The 17,255-nt window shown below is 66.7% G+C and carries 15 protein-coding genes; 8 read left to right on the top strand and 7 right to left on the bottom strand.

From position 1 onward, the window contains the following. Positions 1 to 31: 31 nt before the first annotated feature. Both OVA13_RS17430 and OVA13_RS17435 read right to left on the bottom strand, forming a co-directional pair. Positions 32 to 2,509 carry an acyl-CoA dehydrogenase gene (locus OVA13_RS17430; protein WP_267791709.1) on the bottom strand — a complete coding sequence of 826 codons (2,478 nt, stop codon included), beginning with the start codon at positions 2,507 to 2,509 and terminating at the stop codon, positions 32 to 34. Continuing rightward, the gene (locus OVA13_RS17435) at positions 2,506 to 3,372 is read right to left on the bottom strand and encodes an alpha/beta fold hydrolase (RefSeq protein ID WP_267793571.1); all 867 of its coding nucleotides are present in this window, start codon (positions 3,370 to 3,372) and stop codon (positions 2,506 to 2,508) included. The genes OVA13_RS17430 and OVA13_RS17435 overlap by 4 nt, the downstream gene beginning before the upstream one ends. Before the next feature lie 239 nt (positions 3,373 to 3,611). On the opposite strand from OVA13_RS17435, the gene OVA13_RS17440 reads away from it, so the two are divergent. Next, positions 3,612 to 4,211 carry a TetR/AcrR family transcriptional regulator gene (locus tag OVA13_RS17440; protein ID WP_267791710.1) on the top strand — a complete coding sequence of 200 codons (600 nt, stop codon included), beginning with the start codon at positions 3,612 to 3,614 and terminating at the stop codon, positions 4,209 to 4,211. 16 nt (positions 4,212 to 4,227) lie between these two features. Here the strand turns inward: OVA13_RS17440 and OVA13_RS17445 are convergent, their stop codons facing one another. The 3 genes from OVA13_RS17445 to OVA13_RS17455 all read right to left on the bottom strand — a co-directional run bounded on the left by OVA13_RS17445 (position 4,228) and on the right by OVA13_RS17455 (position 5,946). Beyond that, the gene (locus OVA13_RS17445; protein WP_267791711.1) at positions 4,228 to 4,656 is read right to left on the bottom strand and encodes a hypothetical protein; all 429 of its coding nucleotides are present in this window, start codon (positions 4,654 to 4,656) and stop codon (positions 4,228 to 4,230) included. Positions 4,657 to 4,676: 20 nt separating this feature from the next. Next, positions 4,677 to 5,405: a DUF2145 domain-containing protein gene (locus OVA13_RS17450; protein ID WP_267791712.1), complete on the bottom strand. Its 729-nt coding sequence runs from the start codon at positions 5,403 to 5,405 to the stop codon at positions 4,677 to 4,679. Between the two features lie 94 nt (positions 5,406 to 5,499). Next, positions 5,500 to 5,946: a hypothetical protein gene (locus tag OVA13_RS17455; RefSeq protein WP_267791713.1), complete on the bottom strand. Its 447-nt coding sequence runs from the start codon at positions 5,944 to 5,946 to the stop codon at positions 5,500 to 5,502. Positions 5,947 to 6,055: 109 nt separating this feature from the next. Here OVA13_RS17455 and OVA13_RS17460 point away from each other — a divergent pair, with 109 nt between their 5' ends. From OVA13_RS17460 to OVA13_RS17490, 7 genes are all read left to right on the top strand, one after another. Continuing rightward, positions 6,056 to 6,799, top strand: coding sequence for a helix-turn-helix domain-containing protein (locus tag OVA13_RS17460; protein WP_267791714.1), 744 nt, complete (start codon positions 6,056 to 6,058; stop codon positions 6,797 to 6,799). A gap of 454 nt (positions 6,800 to 7,253) precedes the next feature. Next, a complete protein-coding gene (locus OVA13_RS17465) occupies positions 7,254 to 9,044 on the top strand; it encodes a phosphoenolpyruvate carboxykinase (GTP) (RefSeq protein WP_267791715.1) in 1,791 nt (596 codons plus the stop codon). Between the two features lie 182 nt (positions 9,045 to 9,226). Beyond that, a complete protein-coding gene (locus tag OVA13_RS17470; protein WP_267791716.1) occupies positions 9,227 to 9,817 on the top strand; it encodes an RNA polymerase sigma factor in 591 nt (196 codons plus the stop codon). Next, on the top strand, positions 9,814 to 10,293 hold the full coding sequence (locus OVA13_RS17475; protein WP_267791717.1) for a hypothetical protein: 480 nt from the start codon (positions 9,814 to 9,816) through the stop codon (positions 10,291 to 10,293). Before OVA13_RS17470 ends, OVA13_RS17475 begins: the two co-directional genes overlap by 4 nt. An 11-nt stretch (positions 10,294 to 10,304) precedes the next feature. Further along, a complete protein-coding gene (locus OVA13_RS17480; protein WP_267791718.1) occupies positions 10,305 to 11,204 on the top strand; it encodes a DUF4097 family beta strand repeat-containing protein in 900 nt (299 codons plus the stop codon). 117 nt (positions 11,205 to 11,321) lie between these two features. Continuing rightward, positions 11,322 to 12,947: a tetratricopeptide repeat-containing sulfotransferase family protein gene (locus OVA13_RS17485; protein ID WP_267791719.1), complete on the top strand. Its 1,626-nt coding sequence runs from the start codon at positions 11,322 to 11,324 to the stop codon at positions 12,945 to 12,947. Next, positions 12,937 to 13,521 (top strand): 2OG-Fe(II) oxygenase, encoded by a 585-nt coding sequence (locus OVA13_RS17490; RefSeq protein WP_267791720.1) that lies wholly within the window; start codon positions 12,937 to 12,939, stop codon positions 13,519 to 13,521. Before OVA13_RS17485 ends, OVA13_RS17490 begins: the two co-directional genes overlap by 11 nt. A gap of 22 nt (positions 13,522 to 13,543) precedes the next feature. Here OVA13_RS17490 and OVA13_RS17495 read toward each other — a convergent pair whose 3' ends face one another. Together OVA13_RS17495 and OVA13_RS17500 are read right to left on the bottom strand one after the other, a co-directional pair. After that, positions 13,544 to 14,221, bottom strand: coding sequence for a TIGR02466 family protein (locus tag OVA13_RS17495; protein WP_267791721.1), 678 nt, complete (start codon positions 14,219 to 14,221; stop codon positions 13,544 to 13,546). A gap of 81 nt (positions 14,222 to 14,302) precedes the next feature. Continuing rightward, a complete protein-coding gene (locus tag OVA13_RS17500; RefSeq protein ID WP_267791722.1) occupies positions 14,303 to 17,161 on the bottom strand; it encodes a TonB-dependent receptor in 2,859 nt (952 codons plus the stop codon). Positions 17,162 to 17,255 lie beyond the last annotated feature (94 nt).

Here is a 17,255-nt window from a genome sequence, read left to right on the forward strand (position 1 = left end):
CCCGCCGTCGTCGTGTCAGCTGGTGTGGGCGTCAGGCCGCTTCGCGCGGCTGGCGCTGGTTCTGCGGCAGGTCGTAGTAGCTGGCCGCACGCAACTCGTGCACGTCGAAGTCGTCCACGGTGATGGTCTCCAACGTGATGGCGCGCAGTTCTTCCAGCTGCTTGCGCTCCTCCACGGTGATCCAGCCTTCGCGCACGCCTTCATCCAGCTGCGATGCGTAGTCCAGCGCCTCGATGCCCTTGGTCTTCAAGGCCTTCTGGAACTTTCGCTCCACCGGCTCGGCGGCAATGGCCGCAGCCAGGTAACTGTCGATGCGGCCACCGGGGTTGTTCGCGCACGGGGTGAGGAATACACCCTGCGCCAGGCGGTCGCGCGCTTCGTTGGGCGCCATCAGCAGCGCAGCGACGCGGTGCCCCAGGCGATCGCCAGGCGCTTCGGCACGACGGCCCCACGGGAAGATCAGCGCCCACATCAACCAGCCCACCGGACGGATCGGGAAGTTGCGCAGCGCGGCCGACAGCGCCAGTTCGATCTGGTGCACGCTGTCGTGGAAGGCCCACGCCAGCAGCGGCTGGTCGGCCTGCGGCGCACCTTCGTCGTGGTAGCGCTTGAGCATGGCGCTGGTCATGTAGATATGGCTCAGCACGTCGCCCAGGCGGCCGGACAGCGATTCCTTGAACTTCAGCTTGCCGCCCAGCATCAGCATGGACACGTCGGCCATCAGCGCCAGGTTGGCGGAATAGCGGTCCAGCTTGCGGAAGTAGCGGCGCGTGTAGTCGTCGCCCGGTGCCGCACCGATCTTCGCGCCGGTCAGGCCGAACCAGAACGAACGCACCGCGTTGGAAATCGCGAAGCCGACGTGGCCGAACAGGTTGCGGTCGAACTCTTCCACGCCCGCGTTGAAGTCCGGGTTCTGCGCGGCCTTCATTTCCTTCATCACCCACGGGTGGCAGAGGATCGCGCCCTGGCCGAAGATCAGCAGGCTGCGGGTCATGATGTTGGCGCCTTCCACCGTGATGGCGATGGGCGCGGCCTGCCAGCTGCGGCCGGCGAAGTTGCGCGGCCCCAGGATGATGCCCTTGCCACCCACCACGTCCATCACGTCGCGGATGACTTCGCGGCTCATGTTGGTGCAGTGGTACTTGGCGATAGCCGACGGCACCGAGGGCACGTCGCCGCGGTCGACGGCGGCCGCGGTGGCCTGCGACAGCGCGCTGATGGCATAGGCCTTGCCGCCGATGCGGGCCAGGGCTTCCTCAACGCCTTCGAAGCGGCCGACCGACAGGCCGAACTGCTTGCGGATGCGCGCATACGCACCGGTGACCACGGCGCCGGCCTTGGCACCGCCGCTGGCGGTGGAGGGCAGGGTGATGGAGCGGCCCACGGCCAGGCACTCGTTGAGCATGTTCCAGCCCTTGCCGGCCATTTCCACGCCACCGATCAGCTGGCTCAGCGGGATGAACACCTCGCGGCCATGGATGGGGCCGTTCTGGAACGGCGAGTTGAGCGGGAAGTGGCGACGGCCGATCTCCACGCCGGGCGTGTCGCGCGGCAGCAGCGCCAGCGAGATGCCGATGTCGTTGGTGTCGCCGATCAGGCCGTCCGGGTCGTACATGCGGAAGGCCAGGCCCACCAGCGAGGCGACGGGCGCCAGCGTGATGTAGCGCTTGTCGAACGTCAGCTTCACGCCCAGCACGTTGGCGCCATTCCATTCGCCCTTGCAGACGATGCCGTAGTCCGGGATGGAGGTGGCATCGGAGCCGGCGAACGGACCGGTCAGGCCGAAGCAGGGTACTTCCTGGCCGATGGCCAGCCGCGGCAGGTAGTAGTCCTTCTGTTCCTGCGTGCCGTAATGGTTGAGCAGTTCACCCGGGCCCAGCGAGTTGGGCACGCCGACCGTGGAGCTGACCACGCTGCTGACCGACGCCAGCTTCTGGATCACCTTGTGGTGCGCCAGCGCGCTGAAGCCCAGGCCGCCGTACTGCTTGGGGATGATCATGCCGAAGAACTTGTTCTTCTTGATGTAGTCCCACAGTTCCGGCGGCAGGTCGGCGTGGACGTGGGTGATCTCCCAGTCGTTGACCATCTTGCACAGCTCTTCGACCGGGCCATCAAGGAAGGCCTGCTCTTCCGCGGTCAGCTGCGGCTTGGGGTAGTTGAGCAGCGTGTTCCAGTCCGGGTCGCCGGTGAACAGTTCGCCCTCGAAACCCACCGAGCCGGTCTCCAGCGCGATGCGCTCGGTCTGCGACAGCGGCGGCAATACCTTGCGGAAGAACTTCAGCATCGGCGCGGTGATCAGCGGCTTGCGGATGGCGGGGATCAGCAGCGGCACCGCGATGGCCGCGACGAGCAGCGCCGCGATGATCGTGGCCGTCGGGTTGGCGCCCAGCAGCCAGCACGCGACCAGCACGCTGGCGGTGATGGCGGCCCAGTAGGCGAGCCGCAGGCGGTGATAGGCGGCAAAGGCACCCACCAGCAGGAAGGCGAGGAAGGGGATGGCGATGCTCATGGGGCGGCTCCGGGAACGGATTCGGTTGTTTCGGGTTCGGCGGTGCCTGGCGCGGCGGACAGGCCGGCCAGGTATTCCAGCACGGTGGCGGTAAACGCGTCGTTGTCGTCGCCGGCCACCATGTGCGTGGCCTGCGGCAGATGGACATGACGCGCATGCGGTACCAGTTGCTTGAATTCTTCGACGGTCTTTTCCGAGACCAGGTCGCTGCGCCCGCCGCTGATCAGCAGCACCGGGCACTGCACGCGGCGCGCGGCCTCGGCGATGGCGTCCTGGTGCTGTGCGCTGTCGCGCGCCAGCTCGTCGACCAGGCGCGGGTCCCAGTGCCAGCGCCAGCGACCGTCGTCGCCTTCGCGCAGCAGTTCGCGCAGGTCGTCGGGCGTCTTGCGGGTGCGACGCTGCGGCTGGTAGGCCGCGATCACGTCGGCGGCATGCTCGAGCGACGCGAAGCCGTCCGGGAACGCGGTCATGAAGCCCAGGATGCGCTGCAGCCCCGCCGATTCCCAGCGCGGGGTGATGTCCACCAGCACCATGGCGCGGAACAGCCCGGGCCAGCGCGATTCGGCGATCAGGCCGAACAGCCCGCCCATCGACGCGCCCACCAGCACGGGTGGCTCCGGCTGTTCGCCCGCCACCACGATCAGGTCATCGGCGAACTGGTCGCCCGCATAGGCGATGTCCGCCGGATTGCGATCCGATTCGCCATGGCCGCGCGCGTCGTATGCCAGCCCGCCATACCCGTGTTCGGCCATCCGCTGCGCGGTGCGCGTCCACGCACCGCGCGTCTGGCCGAAGCCATGCGCGTAGATCAGGGCGGGGTCGGCCTGCAGCGTGGCCGGTGAGGCGAAGCGGCTTACCGCCAGCGCGAAATCCGCCTGCCCCGCATAGATGCGGTCGACGGCACGGTCATCCCGTCCGGCGCGCGTGGAAGTGGCAAGGGGGAGGGGGTTCACCATACGGGCTAGTATGGGTTTTCACTTTTAGAGTAGTCAATCGGTTTGACCGTCATTCCTGTCAATGCAAGCGATTGATTTCACTTTATTTCTTGTGCGGCGCAGCAAACGTACCGCAACACACCACGGCGTATGGTTAAATGCGGCACATGACGACGCCCAGCCCTGACGCCCCGCCCGCCGCTCCCGCCCGCAATGCGCGCCTGAGCGCCGACGACTGGGCGCAGGCCGCGCTGGACCTGATCGCCGAGCAGGGCGTGTCCGCGGTCGCGGTGGAGCCCCTGGCCCGCCGGCTGGGCGTGACCAAGGGGAGCTTCTACTGGCATTTCCCGTCGCGCGATGCGCTGCTGCAGGCCGCGCTGGAGCGTTGGGAGGTGGTGGAGCAGGAAAGCGTGTTCGGCAATCTGGAAAAGGTCCCCGATCCGCGTGAACGCCTGCGCGCGCTGTTCCAGCTGGTCGGCCATGAAGTGAAGCCGCACATCATCTACAGCGAGTTGCTGAAGGCGCTGGACCATCCCTCCGTGCAGCCGGTGATCGACCGCGTCTCGCAGCGTCGCCTGGAGTACCTGGTGGCGTCATTCCGCCAGGCCGGGCTGGCGCGCCAGGATGCCCTGCACCGCGCGCGCCTCACTTACGCGGCCTATGTCGGCTTCCTGCAGCTGTCGCTGCAACTGCAGCAGCCACGCATGACCCACGAAGAGTTCGAGGCTTACCTCGAGCACGTCATCTCGACGCTGATCCCGGAGTAAGGGTTCGCGCAGTAGGTTACGACCCGGTCTGCGTGGATGTGGGCGGGGCGGCGCGTTTCAGTTCCGAAAGTCGCACCACCACATACGCCAGCAAGGCCACCGCGAAGAACGCCAGCAGCATCCAGGCGATGCCCTGCAGTGTCTCGATGACGGTGCGGTACACCTCTAGCACCCAGCGCTCGGTCGTCAGCGCGATGATCTCCGTCTTGCCCTTCTCTATCCATTGCGGCGCGGTGATGTAGCGCTCCAGGGCATGGATGCGCACGCCGGAAGACACGCCGACGACGAGGATCGCGAACTTCATGTAGCGCAGCCATGCCTGGCTGATGTCATCGGCGATGATCCGGGTCAGGATCCGCTCGATGGGCTTGGAGAACATCCACGTCACGCCCCAGGCGACGGCGGCGGACAGCAGCAGGGTGATGACAAGCAGGGTCAGGAACATGTCGCTCTCCTCGGAAGATGTCAGGCCGGCCCCATCGCCGCCTGCAGCACGCCACTACGCCACTCCCGCTGCTCGCGCACATGACCGCCGCGTTCCAGCCAGCGGAAGATCGCGCGCACGGTGACCACCGGATAGTGGCCTGACAGTCGCGTGCCGACGGGATGGTCGGTGAAGTCGGTATTGGCGGAAAACAGGCCGCCCAGCACGCGCTTGGAATAGGCGACGTGCACCGTGTCCGGCACGAAGCCGTCGCCCCGCGCGAACGCGTAGGCGCTGCGGCGGTCGTAAATGCCACGGTCGGCCAGCGCCGCCGCCATCACCTCCACGATCCACGCGGTGGAGTTCTGGTAATCCTCGCTGCCGGGTCGTGCGATCAGGTTGTAGCGCGGGTGGTGCAGGCTGTGGCGCGGCATCTGTTGCAGGCGCGCGGCAAGCCGGTTGGCGACGTCGGGGGTGAACCACACGATGCGCAGGTCCTGGTTCACCAGGTCGTCGGCGAAGAAGTTCACCAATCCCTGCGCGTACAGGCCGGAGCGGTCGCTGCCGCATTCATTGAGCAGGTGCACCACCGTCCAGCGGCCGTGCGCGTGGTCGCGCACGGCGAAACCGGCGTGGCTGTAGACCAGGCCCTGCTTGGACAGGTCGGTACCGACGCGTGCCAGCAGCGCCACCGGCGCATCCACTTCGTCGAGTTGCTCCGCGGCCAGCAGCGCGGTGCGGGCTGCTTCCGCCACCTTGTGCGGCGGCATCTCCATTTGCCTGCAGGCATCGCCCGCGCGCGCCGTCCCTGGCAGCGCGAGGACGAAGACGAAACCCAGAATCGCGAGCGCGCGCACCACGCGATCACCCGCCGTAGCGATGGCTGTGGATGTGCGGGCGCGCGGCGTCGTTTGCGATGAAGCACAGCGCTTCACCTGCGGCGCTGAGGATCCATCCCGTCGCCACCACGGTGACGCTGATCGCCGTGCCCACCGCGATGCCCAGGCGCCGGATCGCCTCCACGCTCAGGTAGACCACGAACGACGCCCCCGCCACCACGCCCGCCGCGGCCACGGAGACCGTCACCGCCACGCTGCCGGCGATCACCGCCACGCCGGTGACCACCGCGGACGCGCCATGGCCCAGCGCATGGATCACCGCCACCGGCACCTCGATGGACGCCTCCAGGCTGGCCTGCGACATTCGGCTGGCGCCGTCGGATTGCGGTGCGGCGTGGGTGGGAAGCGCGACGCCGCCGGAAAGCGCGGTGGCCAGGGCCAGGGTCAGTGAGCGGACGATCAGGCGGCGCATGCGGGGTTCCTCCGGGGACGCCGGAGGGTGGGCGCAGGCTTCGCAGGGATTCAAGGATCATCGACAAGGTAAGCTCTGGCGGAACGACAGGTATAGGAATCCGCTACCCATGGCCGTCTCGGTGGACCTGATTGATGCACTGAAGCGTTGCCTGCGCGCGCAGGACATGACCTACCGCGACCTGGCGGCGCGCATCCGCATGAGCGAAGCGGCGGTGAAGCGCATGTTCTCCCGCCGCGCGATGAGCCTGCAGCGGCTGGAGCAGGTCTGCGACGTGCTGGACGTGGGCCTGGCCGAACTCAGCGCCGAAGCCTCGCGCGGGCGCAAGGCGATGGCGCAGTTGAGCGAGGCACAGGAGCAGGCGCTGGTGGACGATCCGCCGCTGCTGATGGCGCTGTTCCTCACCCTCAACCGCTGGCGCGAGGATGACGTGATGGGGCACTTCGGCTTCACCCCCGCGCAGTGGACCGGCCTGCTGGTGAAGCTGGACCGGCTGGGCATCATCGAACTGATGCCCGGCAACCGCGGTCGCGCACTCACCGCGCGCAACTTCCGCTGGCGCGCCGACGGCCCGATGGAACGCTACTTCCGGCTGACCCTGCTGACCGACTACTTCGCCGATCCGTTCGATGGCGAGCAGGACGCGCTGCTCCTGCTCAGCGGCAGTCTGAGCATCGACGGGGTGAAGCAGGTGCGGCAGCGGCTGGAAGAAGTCGCGCGCGAGTTCGATGCGCTGCTGGCGCGTGACGCCACGCTGCCGGCGGAGGATCGCGTCGGCGTCAGCCTGGTGCTGGCGCAGAAGCCCTGGCTGCTGCAGCTGTTCAATCCCTACCGGCGTTCGCGCGAGGGGTGAGCGTCGGCGCGCGGAGGGGGCGCTGACCTGTCGATCGCGCTCTGGACACCGTCGATGGCTTTCCCAGGGCGATCGATGGCTTTCCGGACCCCAGCGATGGCATTCCAGAAGCGATCGATGGCTTTCCGCACCCCGTCGATGGGATTCCGGAAGCGATCGATGGCTTTCCGAGCCCCATCGATGGGATTCCGGGAGCGATCGATGGCTCTCCGGACCCCATCGCCGGCGTTCCAGAAGCGATCCATGGCTCTCCAAGCCCCATCTACAAGGCTCCAAGCCCCGCTCTCCGCTGTTCTCTTGGCTGCGTGAGACTGCGCACCCTTTCCTGCACCGTGGACTGCTCCCTCGCCGTTTACCTGCCGCGGGCTGACCGTCGGGCGGCCCCGGCCGCGTTCTTCTCGTCACGGGGACAGGACATTGGTATCATTTTGGTCTCACTTTTCGAGGGCAGGGCATGAACGCAGCGGTCGATGTTTTCAAACGCAACGATTTTCCGGGCAGTTCGCTGCACGCATTGAATGCCTGGGTTGCCGAGGTCGCCGCGCTCACCCAACCCGACCATATCCACTGGTGCGACGGCAGCGATGCCGAGAACGCGCTGCTGACCAAGCAGATGCTGGCCGACGGCACCCTGCTGCCGCTGAACCCCGAAACCCATCCGCATAGCTGGCTGCACCGCTCCAGCCCGAGCGACGTCGCACGCGTGGAGCACCTGACCTTCGTCTGCACCCCGCAGCAGGAAGACGCCGGTCCCAACAACCACTGGATGGCCCCGGCCGAGGCGCACGCGAAGATGGATGCGCTGTTCGCCGGCTGCATGCGCGGGCGCACGCTGTACGTGATCCCCTACTGCATGGGCCCGATCGATTCGCCGCTGTCGCGCTGCGGCGTGGAGATCACCGATTCGCCGTACGTGGTGGCCAACATGCGCATCATGACCCGCATGGGCGCGCCGGCGCTGGCGCGCATCGAGCGCGAAGGGACGTTCGTGAAGGGCCTGCACTCCACCGGCGAGCTGGATCCGGACCGCCGCTTCATCATGCATTTCCCGGACGAGCTGACCATCAAGAGCTTCGGCTCCGGCTACGGCGGCAACGCGCTGCTGGGCAAGAAGTGCCACGCGCTCCGCATCGCCTCGCACCAGGCGCGCCACGAAGGCTGGCTGGCCGAGCACATGCTGATCGTCGGCATCGAGAACCCGCAGGGCGAAACGCACTACATCGCCGCGGCGTTCCCGTCGGCGTGCGGCAAGACCAACCTGGCCATGCTGATTCCGCCGGAGGGCTACCGCCAGGCCGGCTGGAAGGTGTGGACGGTCGGCGACGACATCTGCTGGATGCGCCCCGGCGCCGACGGCCGCCTGTATGCGATCAACCCGGAAGCCGGCTTCTTCGGCGTGGCGCCGGGCACCTCGGACAGTTCCAACCCGAATGCGCTGGCCACCATCAGCCACCACACCATCTTCACCAATGTCGCCGTCACCGACGACCAGGAGCCGTGGTGGGAAGGCCTGGACAAGCGCACGCCGGCGCTGGACTGGCAGGGCCGTCCGTACGATCCGGCGAATGGCCCGGCCGCGCATCCCAATTCGCGGTTCACCGTGTCCGCGCGCCAGTGCCCCAGCTACTCGGCCAAGGCGGAAGACCCGCAGGGCGTGCCGATTTCCGCCATCGTCTTCGGCGGCCGCCGTGCCTCGCTGGTGCCGCTGGTGTTCGAAGCGCGCGACTGGACGCACGGCGTGCTGGTCGGCGCGGCGATGGGTTCCGAGACCACCGCCGCCGCGACCGGTGCGGTGGGCGTGATGCGTCGCGACCCGATGGCGATGAAGCCGTTCTGCGGCTACAACTTCGCCGACTACTTCGCCCACTGGCTGTCGTTCGGCGAGGCCAGCGCTAAGCTTCCCAAGATCTTCCACGTCAACTGGTTCCGCAAGGGCGGCGACGGCACGTTCCTGTGGCCCGGCTTCGGCGAGAACCTGCGCGTGCTGGAGTGGATGATCCAGCGCGTCGAGGGCAAGGCCGACGCGGTGGAAACGCCGATCGGCCACCTGCCGCGTGCGGAAGACCTCAACCTGGACGGCGTCGCGCTGAGCGACGAGGCCCATGAGCTGCTGTTCGGCTTCGACCGCGCCGGCTGGCAGGCCGAGTTCGCCAGCATCGGCGAGTACCTGGAGGAGTTCGGCGCCCGCACCCCGCAGGCGCTGAAGGACGAGCAGCAGCGCATCGCCGCCCGCCTGGCAGGCTGAAGAACCCCGCCTCGCGCACGGCATTCCTGCGCAGCCCCGCGTGTGTCATCCGCGGGGCTTTTTTATGGGCGGTGTTTTCCGGTGGCGAACAGCATCCAGGGGGTAACCCGGGTGGGGACGGGGTCGTCAGAAATTTTCCCGTCCCTCTAAACCTCCGTGCCCGTCCCGGCATCCTAGTCAGTATGCTGAATGCCGTGATCGAACCCATCGCCGACAGCGTCGCCCCGGAGGCGGCCGCCGCCCAGGACACCGCGCTGGCCCGTTCGGCCGCGGGTGGCGACATGCGGGCCTTCGAGGCGCTGTACCGCCGCCATGCGGGCCGCGTGCATGGCGTCATCCAGCGGCTGGTGGGCGCGCAAGGCGTGCGGGCGGAAGACCTGACGCAGGAAGCGTTCGTGCGAGCCTGGCAGGCGTTGCCGGCGTTCCGCTTCGAAAGCGCCTTCTCCACCTGGCTGCACCGCCTGGCGGTGACCACCGCGCTGATGGAACTGCGCAGCCGTCGCAGCGGTCCGCGTTTCGACGATGACGAGGATGCGCTGGACGACCTGGGCATGGCAGACAGCGCGGGCCATGGCACGGCGCTGTCGCTGGACCTGGAGCGCGCCGTCGCCACGTTGCCGCCACGCGCGCGTGCCGTGCTGGTGCTGTACGACGTGGAAGGCTGGAAGCACGAGGAGATCGCCACCGAGCTGGGCATGGCGGTCGGAAGTTCGAAAGCACAGTTGCACCGTGCGCGGCACCTGCTGCGCGAGCGTTTAGGAGGACACGCATGACCCCCCATGATCCCACCCCCATTTCCGACGACGCACTGCGCTGGCAGCTGCGCGCGCTGCGGCAGGACACGCCGCCGTCGCGAGACCTGTGGCCGGACCTGGCCGCGCGCCTGGCCGCCACGCCGCAGCAGGCCGTGGCACCGCCACGCCGCCGCATGGCGCCGTTCGCCCTGGCCGCCTCCGTGCTGCTCGCGGTCACCGTGACCTGGCAGCTGCAGAAAGCGCCGCAAGGCGATGCGCTGATCCAGCGCGAAGCCGCCGCGCTGACCCGCGACTACACCGGCACGCTGGCGCAACTGGATACGCAGGTGCAGACCGCACCCGAGATCGCCCCGGCGCTGCATGCGCTGGATGAAAGCGCCGCCCAGATCCGCCACGCCATCGCCACCGAACCCAACGCGCACTTCCTGCTGAACCAGTTGCGCCGCACCTATGCACGACGCCTCGCGCTGACCCAGCGCGCGGCCATGACCTGAGGAGCTTCCCCATGCGTACCACCTTCGTTTTCCCGCTGCTGCTGGGCAGCGCACTGCTGGCGCCCACGGCGCTGGCGCAGACCGCCATCAACGAAACCCGGCCACTGGATGCCCGGGGCCGGGTGGACATCAGCAACCTCAAGGGCCGCATCGAAGTGCGCGGCTGGGAGCGCGACGAGGTCAAGATCACCGGCACGCTGGGCAAGGGCGTGGAGCGCCTGGAGGTGGACGGCGGCGGCCCGCACCTGAGCGTGGAAGTCCGCTACCCGAAGAGTAGCGGCTGGGGTGGCAACAAGACCGGACCGACCGACCTGGTGTTGATGGTGCCGCTGCGTGCCGACCTGGACATCGAGTCGGTGGCGGCCGATGTCGACGTCAACGGCGTCGCCCCGTCCGAACTGTCCATCGCCACCGTCAGCGGCAGCGTGGTGGCAGCTGCCGCACCGCGGAAGGCCGGCATCGAAACGGTCAGTGGCAGCGCCAACCTGACGTTGAACAGCGAGGACGTGGACGTGCAGACGGTCAGCGGCGGCATCGTGCTGCGCGGTCGGCTGAACGGCGACATCAGCACCGAGACCGTCTCCGGCCGCATCGAAGTCACCGTCACCGGCGAGCAGGTGCGCGACCTCAGCGCCAGCACCGTCAGCGGCACCGCCAGCGTCAACACCGCGCTGGCGCCCGGTGGCGAGATCAGCATGGAATCGGTCAGCGGCGACCTGCTGCTGCGCCTGCCGAAGGGCGTCTCCGCGCAGGTCAGCGGCGAGAGCTTCAGCGGCGACCTGAAGGCCACCGGCGTCACCATCGAGAAGCAGCGCGGACCCGGTTCCAGTTTCACCACCCGCTACGGCAGCGGCAGCGGCCGGGTGACGGTGGAGACGTTCTCGGGCAGTGCGGAAGTGCGGGTGGAGTAAGCATGCCGACGGCCTGGGCTATGATGACGATGCCCTCCCGGGTCCTGTAAGCACCGTTTTTTCCATGGCGGCGAAGGGTACGCGGGGCAGGGTACGCGCCCTTCCCCGGAAACCTCCATGTCGGTATCGCACCCTGCCTTGTCCGCTGTTTCGCCTGCCACGCTGCGCCAGCTGGACGGACAACTGACTGCAGGGCGCGTCGACGAGGTGATCGTCGCCTGCAGGGACCTGCTGCACGGGCATCCCGATCATGCACCGGTCCTGTTGCTGCTTTCGCGCGCCCTTTCGCGTGGGGGACGGCATCGCCAGGCGCGTGACGCCACATTGCAGGCCTGGGCGACGCGGCCGCGGGACCCTGCCGTGCTGTTCGAGACCGGTCGGCGCCTGCGTTACTTCAACGAGTACGAAGCGGTGGCCACCTGTTATGGCATGCCCGACTTTACGGATCGCGCCCCCGCGCAGGCCCTGACAGAGGCCGCGTTGTCGCTCAGTTCCATCGGCTTGAACGAGCAGGCGCTGGCGCTGTTGGAAAAGGCGATCTCCTCTACCCCCAAGCTGGCCGTCGCGTACTACATGCGCGGCAACATCCGCTCGTTCATGGGGGACTTCGAGGCAGCCGATGCCGACTACGAGCGCAGTCTTGCCGAAGACCCGCGCCTGTTCCAGGCCGCCTGGATGCAGTCGGGCCTGAGGACGCAGACACCCGAGTCCAACCACGTCGAGCGACTGGTCAGGCAATTGCAGGCAGCTACGCCTGGCGGCAAGGGCGAGGTGTACCTGGAATTCGCGCTGCACAAGGAACTGCACGACCTGGGTCGGCACGATGACGCCTGGCGGCACCTGGCGGCGGGTTGCCGCAAGAAGCGTGCGCAGCTCACCTATCGTGCCGATGCCGCAAGGCACCTGTTCTCCCGGTTGAAGAAGGTCTGCACGGCGCGATTCGTCTCCGAATCCGCCTCACCTGTGTCGATGCCCGTGCCGATCTTCGTGGTGGGCATGCATCGCAGCGGCACCACGCTGATCGAGCGCGTACTGGGGGGCCATTCGCAGGTGCGGGATGCGGGCGAGACATATGCCTTCGCGGAAGAAATGAAGCTGGCCACCAACCAGGCCAACAGCCTGGTGCTCGACGCCGCGCTGGTGGATGCCGCCGCCGGGGTGGACTATGCCAAGGTGGCGGCGGGCTACGCAGCGCGCGCCAGATGGCTGGCCCAGGGCAAAGCGTTCTTCACCGAGAAGCTACCCAGCAATTTCCTGCATGCCGGATTCATCGCCAAGGCGTTGCCGGACGCGAAGATCATCCATCTCGCGCGCAATCCGATGGACACCGCATTCTCCAACCTGCGCACCCTGTTCTCCGAGGCGGCTCCGTATTCCTACGATCAAGCCGAACTGGCCGACTACATCGCCGAAAGCCACCGCTTGATGACGTGGTGGCAGGAAGTGGTGGGCGACCGTCTGCTGGTGGTGGACTACGCTCGCCTGGTCGCCGATTTCGACACCGAGGTGCGCCGCATCGCCGCCTTCTGCGGCCTGCCGTTCGAGCCCGCCATGCTGGATGTGGGTCGCGGTGGCGGTGCGGTCACTACGGCCAGCGCCGTGCAGTTGCGTGACGGCCTGCGCAAGGACCGTGGCGCGGCATGGCTGCCTTATGCCGAACCCTTGGCGCCCTTGCGCACGGCGCTGCAGGCCCAGCATGTCCTCCCCGATTGGCTGCATCGAGACCACGTACATGAGCGCTGACATCACCGGAGCATTGCCCCACCATCGGGAAGTGCTGGTGGAAGGAAGGCGCGTCCGCGTCTTCGACGGTTACCTGCCCAATGCCGCGGAGTACGTGGCCGAACTGGCGAAGATGCCCTTTACCCGCACCGAAGTGGCACGTCCTGAGACAGCGGGGTACAAGCACTGGGTCAGTGAACTGCGCATCGAGGCGCTGTTGCGCCAACCCATCATGGCGCTCACCCACCGCGCGGTGAAGGGTTTCGCCGCGCCGGGCACGGCGTACCGTCCGTACCGCGCGTACACCAACGTCGCCGGCTACGGCGACATGCTGTTCACCCACGTGGACTGCCTGCCGGGACAGGGCGAACTGACCGCGCTCTGGTACCTGTGCGATCGCTGGGACCTGGAGTGGGGCGGCGAGACCATGTTCTTCGATGCGCAGGGTGATGCCGTATGCGCGGTGACTCCCAGGCCGGGACGTCTGGTCGTGTTCGACGGCGACATCGTGCATGTCGGGCGACCGCCCAACCGCATCTGCTATGTGCCGCGCTATACCTTCGCGATCAAGCTTGAGCGCATGGCCGCCGCGTGAGCGATCGCGGCCGGCAGCGGTCTCAGCCCTTCCGTCCAAACCAGCAGTTGAACGCGATGGTGATGCGTTCGTCATCGCCGTAGAACGGCAGCACGTCGTGCGACAGCCATGACGGGAAAAGCACCAGCTGGCCCGGCTGCAGCAGCAGGTTCCAGGTGCCGTGGTGGTAGGGGGCCTGCGGGCGCAGGTTGCCCGGATCCAGGAACATGTTGCTGTAGTAATGCGGGTTGTGGAAACGCAATGCGCCCGAATCGGGCCGTTCGGGAACGCTCTGCCCAGGCGACACGCAGTACACGCCCGACCACGACGCCATGGGATGGGTGTGCGCGATGGTGAAACCGCCGCGACGGGTAACGTGGTACCAGGTGTGCGAATAGATCTGCAGTGCCTGCATGTCCTGCGGGCTGTAGCGATTGAGTTCCTGCACAGTGCGCCACAACGAGGCCCAGCAGAACTGCTTCAGTCGCTGGATGCAGTCCTCTTTCCATGAGAACAGTTCGAAATCGCTCTCGAAGACTTCCTTCTGCTGTGTCAGCGACGGGGTGGGATTCGCATGCCGTGCGCCCTCGGCTTCGCGCGCCAGCAGCAGCGCTTTCAGGTCGCGGTTCAGTGCGTCGGGTTCGGGGAAGAAATCCTGTGCCATGGGCACGGCGAACGCCGGATAGATCGCGTACTGACGGGGGTCGTTGTCGGTGGTCATGCCGCCGATTCTGCGGGCTATTCCCGCAAAAAACTACGGCCCCGAAAGGGGCCGTAGCAAGGTTCCAGGGTTCCGGATGGATCAGAACTTCTGGTTGTACTGCAGGTACATGAAGCGACCCGGCACGTCGTACTGCGGATCGAAGCTGTTGGCGAACGTGCTGTAGGACACCGGCGGATCCTTGTCCAGGATGTTGTTCACACCCAGGGTGATCTTGGCGTTCCACGGAGCCTTCCAGTACACGCTGGCGTCGTGATAGGTCGCACCGCCCAAACGGTTCTGGGCAGCGTTGACCGGGCCTTCCGGTGTATCGATGTAGCGGTCCGGATCCGAGCAGAGGTCGGCGTAGCCGTAGTCCACCATGGTCTGGCAGTTCTCGTCCTGCTTGGAGTAGAAGCGAGCGGCCCAGGTAGCGCCCCAGTCGCCCATTTCCCAACGGGTCAGCAGGTTGGAACGGATGCGCCAGTTGTTGGCGGTGTTGGCATCGTCGTATTCGCCAACCTGGTTGTTGCCATCGCCGTTCTCTTCGTAGCTGGCGTAGTACGTGGTATCCCACGAGAACGAGAAGCTGCCCCACGCGGTTTCCGGCAGACGGTAGTTGACCGTCAGGTCATAGCCTTCCGCCTCGATCACATCCAGGTTCAGGCCGGCCGCCAGCAGGGTGTCGATGTTGCCGCCACCGCTGCGGTTGTACAGGCCGCAAGCCTGGGTGTTGTTGTTGCGGATGCAGTCATCCAAGATTTCCTGGCCGGAGAACGCCGTGATGGCGCCTTCGATTTCGATGTTCCACCAGTCCAGCGAGATGTCGAAGCCGCTCAGGAACGTCGGGCTCCACACCATGCCGAAGGTCTTGCTGGTCGAGGTTTCCGGCAGCAGGTTCGGGTTGCCGCCGACGCTGATGCGGATCTGCGAGTTACCCTGGTCGTAGCCGCCGACCGGCACGCCCTGGCCATGGCAGCGGGCGCGCTGATCCGGGGTCAAACCGTTGTAGCCGCCACCGAAGGTGGTGGAGCAGGGATCGGCGATCTGCTGGAACGAATCAGCGACGCCCGAGTACAGCTCGGAGATCGACGGCGCGCGGAAGCCTTCCGCCCAGCTACCACGGACCAACAGCTGATCGAACGGCTTCCACTTGAAGCCGAACTTGCTGTTCAACGTGTCGCCGAAGGTGTCGTAGTCGGAGTAACGGGTGGCGACGCTCAGTTCCAGCTCGCGGGCCAGGAACACGTCACGCAGCAGCGGGGCCGACAGTTCCAGGTAGGCTTCATCCAGCGAGTACTGGCCGCTGGTCGGCGTGCGCGAGTTGCCCGTGGTGTTGCCCGAAGCGATCAGGGCGTCCGGGGAGTCGTAGCCCGATTCCGTGCGGTGTTCCAGGCCGGCCGCGAAGGCCAGCATGCCGCCGGGCAGCTCGAACAGTTCGCCGGACACATTGGCGAACCACTGCTTCATCTCGTACTGGAATTCGTCGTGCGCGACGAAGGTGGAGTACGCCAGCATTTCCGGGGTGATCGAGCCGACGCCACCCAGCAGGTTCAGCGGGACGCAGCCTTCGATGATCGCGCCGGCCGTGCCGCAGCGGGCCACGCCGCCGCCGTCAATGAACGACGGACCGAGGGCATTGCGCAGGGCCAGGATGTTGAATAGGCCGTTGGTGGTGTCGTTCTGGTCGTTGCGGCCGTAGCTGTAGCCCACGTCCCACGAGAAGTAACGGTCGGCGATTTCGAAGTTGCCTTCCAACGCGCCCACGAAGCCGAAGGTATCGACATTCTGGTTAAAGCTGCGGCCACCGGTTTCAACCGCGCGGCGCTGGATGCGAGACACGGTTTGGCCGAACGGGTTGTACACGCTGTTCGGGCTGATGGAGATGGTACGGGCCTGCACGCCAGCGCCCGGGCCGGTACCCAGCACGATCGGCATGGCAGCCAGCAGCTGTTCCGAACGACGGTTGTTGTAGGTGCCGGTGGCGGTGAAGCGCACGTTGTCGGTGATGTCGAACGAAGCTTGGCCGAAGATCGACTTGCGCTCCTGCGGCGTCAGCAAGTAGTTGTCCGGCGCGAAGTTGTAGACGTCGTTGACGCCGGCACCCCACGGGCGCCACTGGGCCGGGGTCTGGCCTTCGTCGTATCCGAACTGGCCGACGACACCGTTGGGACGGGTCTGGTCCACGGAGCAGGCGCCGGAGGTGAAGACACCCGAGCAGAGGGCGAAGCGGCCATTGGGGCTGGTGGTGCTGCCGAAATCCGAACCGGTGTTGAAGATCGGCACCGCGGAAATTTCGCGGTCACCGGCCATGACCGGGTTTTCCTTCACGTAGGCCGCACCGAACATCGCGCTGAAGCGCTCGCCGCTGCTGCCGATGGTGATGTCATAGGACTCACGCGAGCCGTCGCCCTGGCTGAACTGGCCGTAGTAGGCATTCAGTTCGGCACCGTCGAAGTCGGTACGCAGGATCACGTTGACCACACCGGCGATGGCGTCGGAGCCGTAGATCGCCGAGGCGCCGTCCTTCAGCACTTCGATGCGCTCGACCGCGGCGGTCGGGATGGTGTTCAGGTCGGTCGCACCGCCCAGACCGGTACCGGCCACCCAGCGACGGCCATTCACCAGCACCAGGGTGCGGTTGGCGCCGAGGTTGCGCAGGCTGACGCGGGTTTCGCCGTTGCCGCCGTTGTTGAATGTGGCGTTGAGGGTGGAGCCGTTGGCCGTCAGGTTCTGGATGACGTCACCAATGGAGGTCAAGCCCTGTGCCTGGATGTCTTCACGGCTCAGGCTGAACACCGGCTGGGAAGTTTCAACGTCGGTGCGCTTGATGCGCGAACCGGTGACTTCCACCTTGTCCAGCGTGGTGGCTTCCTGTGCGAAAGCGGCGCCGGTGGCAGAGGCACTTACAACGAGCGCGAGGCTAATCGCGTCGCGAAGCTTGCTGGTTTTGCAATTCATTCTCTCTCTCTCCAAAGTGAGGTCGATTCAAGCCCTAGGGACCCTGCTGGCAGACCAAAGGACGGCCACCAAAAAGCGGGGGTAGCCCGATCAT

It is taken from the genome of Pseudoxanthomonas sp. SL93 (genome assembly GCF_026625825.1).
Taxonomy (GTDB): domain Bacteria; phylum Pseudomonadota; class Gammaproteobacteria; order Xanthomonadales; family Xanthomonadaceae; genus Pseudoxanthomonas_A.